The organism is Pseudomonadota bacterium (assembly GCA_018823135.1).
In the GTDB taxonomy this organism is placed as follows: Bacteria; Desulfobacterota; Desulfobulbia; order Desulfobulbales; family CALZHT01; genus JAHJJF01.
This window is the reverse complement of record JAHJJF010000125.1, coordinates 1-6,943: the sequence shown is the minus strand read 5'-3', so window position 1 is coordinate 6,943 and position 6,943 is coordinate 1. Positions and strand designations below refer to the sequence as shown.

Genomic DNA, 6,943 nt, shown 5'->3' with positions numbered 1-6,943 from the left:
TTTGAAAAGCATCCCAATCCTTGATCATCAACAAAGTTAACCTGGTGAATACCTTTTCCCTTTCTTGCATGAATCCTCCGTTTTCTGTGGACACAGTGTCCGAAATCTGGAAGCCCGGAGAAAAAAAAATCCCCGGACCGATTAAAAAATCGATCCGGGGATGTCCCATATTATCCGCAAGATCACCGACCACCCCAGGTCCTCGGGGATGTATCACTGGTTTTCAGGTAGGTCTTCTGACTTTTCCGCCCTTTTGACAGCCTTCCCATCCGACTTTGGCGGACAGTGGCTTACAACGATCAAATGGGTTCTTTTTCTAATAAACACGAAAAAGGAGGAATTACAGCGGCGGGCCCGTCCCCGATTCTCACGGGGTTCCCTTTTATGCTCTCATGAGCACCTGAAAAAAATCTTTATACTGTATCTCATAACTCCGGTCAACTTTTACCTGCTTTTTCGGATTGTTCACCGCTCAGCATATCGACGCAGGAAAACTGATCGGGAAATTCAATCCCCTGGCAGATCTGGTATTTGATGAAAAAGGCTGGGCATGAGAACATAATGTTTGCCGCAAGACCGACCAGCAGAGGTGAAGAATTATTATGCAATTATCTGGGATACAGTGACCAGGAGGATTCTCACCGGATGGGAATTCTCAACTCTGAGACAATTTTTTTATGGCGACGAGAAGCTGCGTAGGCCTGATAAGTGTTAGCTTTACAGAATGCTCTTTGGAATACCTTGAGACAATCTTTCTTATGTCGGGATTATCAGGGGTCATGGTGCCCACATAAAGGGTTGACTCTTTTATTGAGTAAGGCAAAACCTGGTATTTGAGGATCAATTCCTTTGGAAAAAGATTGAAAGCCTGCCGGGAGACCGGTTCGGACCGGAGATCAACGAAAGACATTCTGAATTTCTCCGCAAGGGCTGTGTAAACCTGCTCCTCCTGGAGAATCTTTTTCTGGATCAGAAACTGACCGATTTTCTGCATCTTTAACCTTTGCTGAATGACGAGGGCCATTTTGACCTGCTCTTCAGTGACAAGGCCTGCGGCAACTAAAATCTCACCCGCCTTGAGCCCTGTTTTTTTTTCAATGTTATAGGCTTTATGGATTACCTTTTCAACAATGGCAGGATTGATGTTTGCCTTCTGGGCTATAATCTGGCCGATTTTTAAACTTTTGAGCTTGTTGAGTTCATTCAGGGCAAGAAGAAAATCCTGCTCGGATATCATGCCTTTATCAATGAGTATTTCTCCCAGGTAGCGCTTCTGATATCGCTGCTTGACATTGGCATGAGGGAAAAAAAAGTATTTGAACTGTGGCTGGTCCTCAACGGACACACCTATGAAGCCGCTGGAAAGGTCCTGCTCAACAGGCACATTCGCATGATAGGTGTTGCCGTCTTCAGTTTCCACAGTTTCAAGGTGGCAGGCCCCGGACAATTCAAAAAATTCCTCTGACATTTTGGACATCCGGACACAACTGAACTGAGATAAGGGAATCTGACGTTCAAGACGTTCGTCGCCGGGCAACACGGTGAGCTCACTTTTGCTCGGTTTAAAAAGCAGAATATTTGAAAAATTTTCCCTGCGGCCGTCGATAAACTCGAGAAAAGCCTCAATAACATTTGATTCATTCTGCGGGCTTTCGGTCTCCAGAGCAGCTACAAAATCATTGGCCAGTTCATCAAAGAGGTAATCATCTATCTCAACCGAGGCAAAACCACGGGTTACCATTTCATCGAAAATATTGTCAACACCGGTCAAATCAAACTTCTTACCAATATCAGAATTCATTGCCTTCCTGTATACTCAAATAATCACTTAATAACTTACATGACATGAAAAAATTCCACACAAAACCCGCAGGGATAAATCCAGATGCAAAGAAAATCCATAGAAATATTATTCTAATTCGTATCGCTGAAAAATAAAACAGATTAATAAATCTATTATCCAGGAATTGAGAGAAAAAATCCCACCAGACAGGATTAATAAAAGAAAAAAATATCCAAAGAAGACTTCCGATACGGCCCGTAATGGATATTTAATCCCACTCCATGAGAATGAAGCCGATACTTATCCGGTTGATGCTGTGATCGTAGTCAAGGAGGCTTTCGCCGTAGCCGATGAAATACTGAATGTACAGTGCGGTTTTCTCAAGAAACGGGATGCTCCATTCCAGCTGCATGGCGCCCCGGTTGTCATGGCGTTTCAGATTGTTTCTGAGCATTATGCCCATACGGTGCTTGGAAAAAAAATAATAACTGCGAAGTTCGCCATACCCCAAATAGTCATCCATTTCAGGATTATCATCCTCTTCTTCTTCCTCCGGTATCCGGTACCAGGCTTTCAGAAGTACGGTAAAATCGGTTCGCTCAAAACCAAATTCCGCAAGAATGCGGTTCCAGCTCCTTGAAAGCGGTTCGGAGCTGCCGTTTGATTGATGATTCAAACCCAGATTAACAATTCTCAAGCGCATAAGATCAAACACATTATAATCCGTGCGGAAATTCAGGAGAAACTCCGGTTCGTAATTGGTTTCGCGAAACGGCGCTGAATCCGCAAAATTATAAAGCTGCCAGAATGACTTCTGAGTATAACCGAACCAAAGGTCCAGAGGGTTTCCCAGAATGTCCTGCCAGAGCTTGACTTTCATGCTGATTTGAAATTTGACTTCGGCCCTCAGCAGGTCCGCGTTCGGGTCCGCTGCCTGCAGGGGTTCCACGTTAGGATTGTGATTATAGGAAACAGGGAGGACATAAGTGGAACGATGGGGCATAATAGCGTATTTTCCCCGGACTGCATCGGTATCCAGCTCCCAGAGTTTTGTCAGATACGACATGTACTCCGGCGGCGGAGAAGAGTTGATCAGGTCAAAGCATTCGAGCCTCTTGGAATCATCTTCGATCCGGCTGCAATCAGAAACGGAATCCGCTGTCGCCGTGCTTGAAAAAAGCAGCCCACTCGAAAAAAAAACCACTGCGTAAAAAATTCCGGACATCTGACGTCTCTTTAATAAATACCGCAGATCTGTATATAAAAACTTCATGTGATGACCGCCATGATATGATTAAAATGCCATGCTCATAGCCGGCATTCATGAAAGATCTCTGATTACGAAATATCAATCAGGAGGAGGCACCTCATTTTCCCTGACCTGGGAAAATCTCACAAAGATCTTTATTTAATTTCTCAGCAAGTATAATACATAAACAGTGAAACGCTTCCTTTTCCAATCATCTTTTATTACTATGAATTTTTCATGAAACGATAATCCCTTTAACAATTACAAATTACCCATGGCTTCACTTCATTCACTGAGCAAAAGACGATCTCGATCTTTAATACTGCCCCTCCTCAGCGGTATCCTTTTGTTGCTCTCGGTGATCACCGGCTGCACTTCGTTAACGCTGGAAGTCACAGAAAACCAGAACCAGGACCTTTTGTTGATCCGCAAAGCATTTGAACAAAATCTCCATGATACCCCTGAAAATGAATCCGGCTCCACATGGCACAGTGGATGGCTAGGCAATATTCTCATCAATATGGCTCCTGACGGGAAACACAGAGGATTATGCCATCACTGGCAAAAGCGGATTTACCAGGGAGTTTTACCTGCGGCACGGGAGTCCGGCTGGGGAATTACCGGTATTGTCATAAACCAAGGAACGATCTTCGAACATCATGCCGTTCTTGTGTATCAACCCGAAACCATTAATCGTCGAGATATACTTTCTTATAAATATCGGGATAATGTGTTTATCCTCGATGCCTGGCGACGAGGAAAAGCCGACATCTTCACTCTGCGGGACTGGCTGAAGCTGCATCTTGTGTATCGTGTAGAGGCGGCACTCGAAGGGCTGTCAGTGGCAGATATCCATACAGCCGAAACCTTGCAGGAATAACCCCTCTTTCTTCTAAAAACTTACGTTATATGTAAAAAGTTCTTTTTCCTGAATTTGCCGCAACTACCGAAAAATATAATGCTATTTCTCCAACTACAACATAACAAAATAGTGCAGTGCATTCTTTTAATAACAGCCCTCAATGGACTGAAGTAGGTCACTGTCGCAAAAGGTCCAGACATAGAATCAGCCTAGCAAAACGCAAGTCAATGAAATCAGTCTGTTGCGAATTCATCAATCTTGATTCGGATAGTTAATCAGTAAGGTTTGGGGGCCAGCCAAGAGAAAGGAATCCTCGTGGGCCTGATTATAAATATTCAGGGCGTCCGGACCGAAAACACAATTTTCATCGCAATGCGGGATCGGCATTTTCTCGCCGCCCGCCTCGACCCAGGCATAGGCGACTCGCCGTTTTTCCTGGGGATTATACAATAAATAAACCATCCAACGGGGCCTGGTTTTCACCTTCCCCAGAAATATCATGCCGGCTAAAGGGTTTGTGCCGTCACACAAAAACAATCCATCGATACGACAGCCCTCTGAATAGAGGACGAGTGAATGAAGATACTCTCTTACCGCCAGGGAATCCCGATGGGCAAATGCAGGTGTCGCTTCACAGCCCCCGTATGATTGAGCATGAATCAGAACAAAGGAAACCACCAGCAAATATATTATTAACTTATTCATATAATTAAATAATTTTAACACTTTCTCCTCTTGAAACCTCATACAAGTTTTTTTTTCAGGCATTATCTTACCGGGATTACACAACAAATATTTTTCTTTCACTTTCCAGAAAATTAATACCTTGGAATAATGAGTTACTCAGGTATACTGAAGGTTCCTCAGTTCACATCTTTTGAAAAAAATGTATTCGGTAATCCTTCCTTATATATGCCGCGTTTCTCGCTACAACAAGAGACTGCATGAAATTTTTTCAAGCAATAAAAGGAGGCCGCATTATGAAACTTTATGTTGGTAATCTTATGTACAATATGACCGACATTGAATTGTCGAATTTGTTTTCAACTTATGGTGCCGTGGTAAACGCCCAAATTATTACCGACCATTACACCCGGCAATCAAAAAATTTCGGCTATGTCAAGATGTCGAGTCGTACCGCCGGGAAAATCGCCCTGCAGAACCTGCACGGCAAAAAAATCAACAACCGGAAAATCATCGTCAAGGAGGCCCGTCCCCGTGATGAGCGTATGGGGCTTGGCTGGTAGATACTTTCTGCGGTTTGGCTGATTTCCTTGTAATATTTCACTGTTTGCAATATTTTTTGATACAGCTTCTCTTTTTCTCTTACAATAACAGCTCTATCCAGTCTTCCTTGATGTTCAAGTGCTGATCATGAAACATTCGGACAAGCGTCATTGTTTGCTTGAAATGACCACTCCTAATTGTTTAAAAAAACCTCGGCACAGAACTCTCCGAACCTGCCGAGATTTTCGCAGACATGGATCCCGGCTTCTTTCATTACCGTAATTTTGCTTTGCGCGGTGCCGCTGCCGCCGCTGACAATGGCGCCGGCATGTCCCATTCGTCTGCCCGGCGGAGCGCTCAATCCAGCGACAAAACCCACCACCGGTTTACTGACCTTTTCGGCAATATAAGCAGCAGCCTCTTCCTCAGCCGTTCCGCCGATCTCGCCCACCAGGACGATACACTTGGTCTCCGGGTCCTGCTCAAAGGCTTCAAGGCAATCGATAAAACTGGTGCCGGTTACCGGATCGCCGCCGATACCAAGGCAGGTTGTCTGGCCGATGCCTTGCAAGGTCAATTGATGCACAACCTCATAGGTCAGTGTTCCTGACCGCGAGACAACGCCGACAGGGCCGCCGGATTTATGGATAATTCCAGGCATGATGCCGACCTTGCTCTGGCCGGGAGTGATTATTCCCGGGCAATTGGGGCCGATCAGCCTTGATTTGCAGCCTGCAAGATAATTTTTCACCCGCAGCATATCCAGAACCGGAATGCCTTCGGTTATCGCCACGATCAGCTCAATTCCCGAATCAGCAGCCTCACGTATCGCATCAGCGGCAAATGCCGGAGGCACAAAAATCATACTGCAGTTGGCGCCGGTTTCACGAACAGCCTCATTCACCCTGTCAAAGACCGGCACATCATCCATTTTTTGGCCGCCCTTTCCGGGGGTGACGCCTGCGACAATCCGGGTGCCGTACTCGATGCATTGCCGGGAATGAAATTGCCCTTCCCTGCCGGTAATCCCCTGCACCAGAACCTTTGTCTCTTTATTTATAAATATCGCCATAGCTATTTCCCGGCAATTGCGGCAATCTTCACCGCCGCATCAGCAAGATCAGTGGCAGTAATAAGATTCAAGCCGGATTCCGCAAGGATCTCCCGCCCTTTTTCGACGTTGGTCCCTTCCAGGCGGACCACAACCGGCACATTGATTGCCGTTTTTCTGGCAGCGTCAACCACCCCCTGTGCAAGGATATCGCAACGCAGGATGCCCCCGAAAATATTAATCAGCACCCCTTTCACCTGGGGGTCATTGAGTATTATTCGTAAACCGTTTTCAACCATCTCAGCACTTGCCCCACCACCGACATCGAGGAAATTCGCGGGCTCGGCGCCGGTTTTTTTTATCAGATCCATGGTTGCCATGGCAAGCCCTGCGCCGTTGACCATATTGCCGATATTGCCTTCAAGTTTGATATAATTGAGGTTGTATTTTGAGGCTTCAACCTCCAACGGGTCTTCCTCGTCAAGGTCACGATATTCGAGAATATGCTGTTGCCGGAAAAGAGCGTTATCATCAATCTCAATCTTCGCATCCAGGGCGATTAATTCATCCTCTGGAGTAATGATCAGAGGATTAATTTCAAGAAGGGCACAATCACAGTCAATAAACACGCCATAAAGCCTGTTCAAAAACTCAACGAATTTTTCCGATACAGAGCCAGACAGATTCAGTCCCTGCGCAACGCTCAACCCATGATGCTCTTTAATACCGGTCAAAGGATTAATTTCTGTTCGGAGTATCTTTTCAGGAGTC

The 6,943-nt window shown here is 45.5% G+C and carries 8 protein-coding genes and 1 riboswitch; of the genes, 2 read left to right on the top strand and 6 right to left on the bottom strand.

Annotated elements, in window-relative coordinates; genetic code table 11:
* The 3 genes from KKE17_12930 to KKE17_12920 all read right to left on the bottom strand — a co-directional run.
* The coding region (locus tag KKE17_12930; GenBank protein MBU1710900.1) for a hypothetical protein at positions 1-217 on the bottom strand (217 nt) is incomplete at its 3' end.
* Positions 209-419: riboswitch (cobalamin riboswitch) on the bottom strand. It overlaps the preceding gene by 9 nt.
* 236 nt (positions 420-655) lie before the next feature.
* Positions 656-1,801 (bottom strand): hypothetical protein, encoded by a 1,146-nt coding sequence (locus KKE17_12925; GenBank protein MBU1710899.1) that lies wholly within the window; start codon positions 1,799-1,801, stop codon positions 656-658.
* A 250-nt stretch (positions 1,802-2,051) separates the two neighbouring features.
* A complete protein-coding gene (locus KKE17_12920; GenBank protein MBU1710898.1) occupies positions 2,052-3,008 on the bottom strand; it encodes a phospholipase A in 957 nt (318 codons plus the stop codon).
* Between the two features lie 370 nt (positions 3,009-3,378).
* Between KKE17_12920 and KKE17_12915 the strand changes: the two genes are divergently transcribed.
* Positions 3,379-3,912 (top strand): hypothetical protein, encoded by a 534-nt coding sequence (locus KKE17_12915; protein MBU1710897.1) that lies wholly within the window; start codon positions 3,379-3,381, stop codon positions 3,910-3,912.
* Positions 3,913-4,146: 234 nt separating this feature from the next.
* On the opposite strand, the gene KKE17_12910 is transcribed toward KKE17_12915, so the two are convergent.
* Entirely contained in the window at positions 4,147-4,620 is a 474-nt protein-coding gene (locus KKE17_12910; protein MBU1710896.1) for a hypothetical protein, read from the bottom strand.
* Positions 4,621-4,874: 254 nt separating this feature from the next.
* Here KKE17_12910 and KKE17_12905 point away from each other — a divergent pair, with 254 nt between their 5' ends.
* Positions 4,875-5,141: an RNA-binding protein gene (locus KKE17_12905; protein ID MBU1710895.1), complete on the top strand. Its 267-nt coding sequence runs from the start codon at positions 4,875-4,877 to the stop codon at positions 5,139-5,141.
* A 173-nt stretch (positions 5,142-5,314) separates the two neighbouring features.
* Here KKE17_12905 and sucD read toward each other — a convergent pair whose 3' ends face one another.
* Together sucD and sucC are read right to left on the bottom strand one after the other, a co-directional pair.
* Positions 5,315-6,193, bottom strand: coding sequence for a succinate--CoA ligase subunit alpha (gene sucD / locus KKE17_12900; protein MBU1710894.1), 879 nt, complete (start codon positions 6,191-6,193; stop codon positions 5,315-5,317).
* Between the two features lie 2 nt (positions 6,194-6,195).
* A partial coding sequence (gene sucC, locus KKE17_12895; protein ID MBU1710893.1) for a succinate--CoA ligase subunit beta occupies positions 6,196-6,943 on the bottom strand: 748 nt, incomplete at its 5' end.

Coding starts and splice junctions, on each gene's coding strand:
- KKE17_12905 (MBU1710895.1), top strand. CDS start 4,875: ATGAAACTTTATGTTGGTAATCTTATGTACAATATGACCGACATTGAA.
- KKE17_12925 (MBU1710899.1), bottom strand. CDS start 1,801: ATGAATTCTGATATTGGTAAGAAGTTTGATTTGACCGGTGTTGACAAT.
- KKE17_12920 (MBU1710898.1), bottom strand. CDS start 3,008: ATGTCCGGAATTTTTTACGCAGTGGTTTTTTTTTCGAGTGGGCTGCTT.
- sucD (MBU1710894.1), bottom strand. CDS start 6,193: ATGGCGATATTTATAAATAAAGAGACAAAGGTTCTGGTGCAGGGGATT.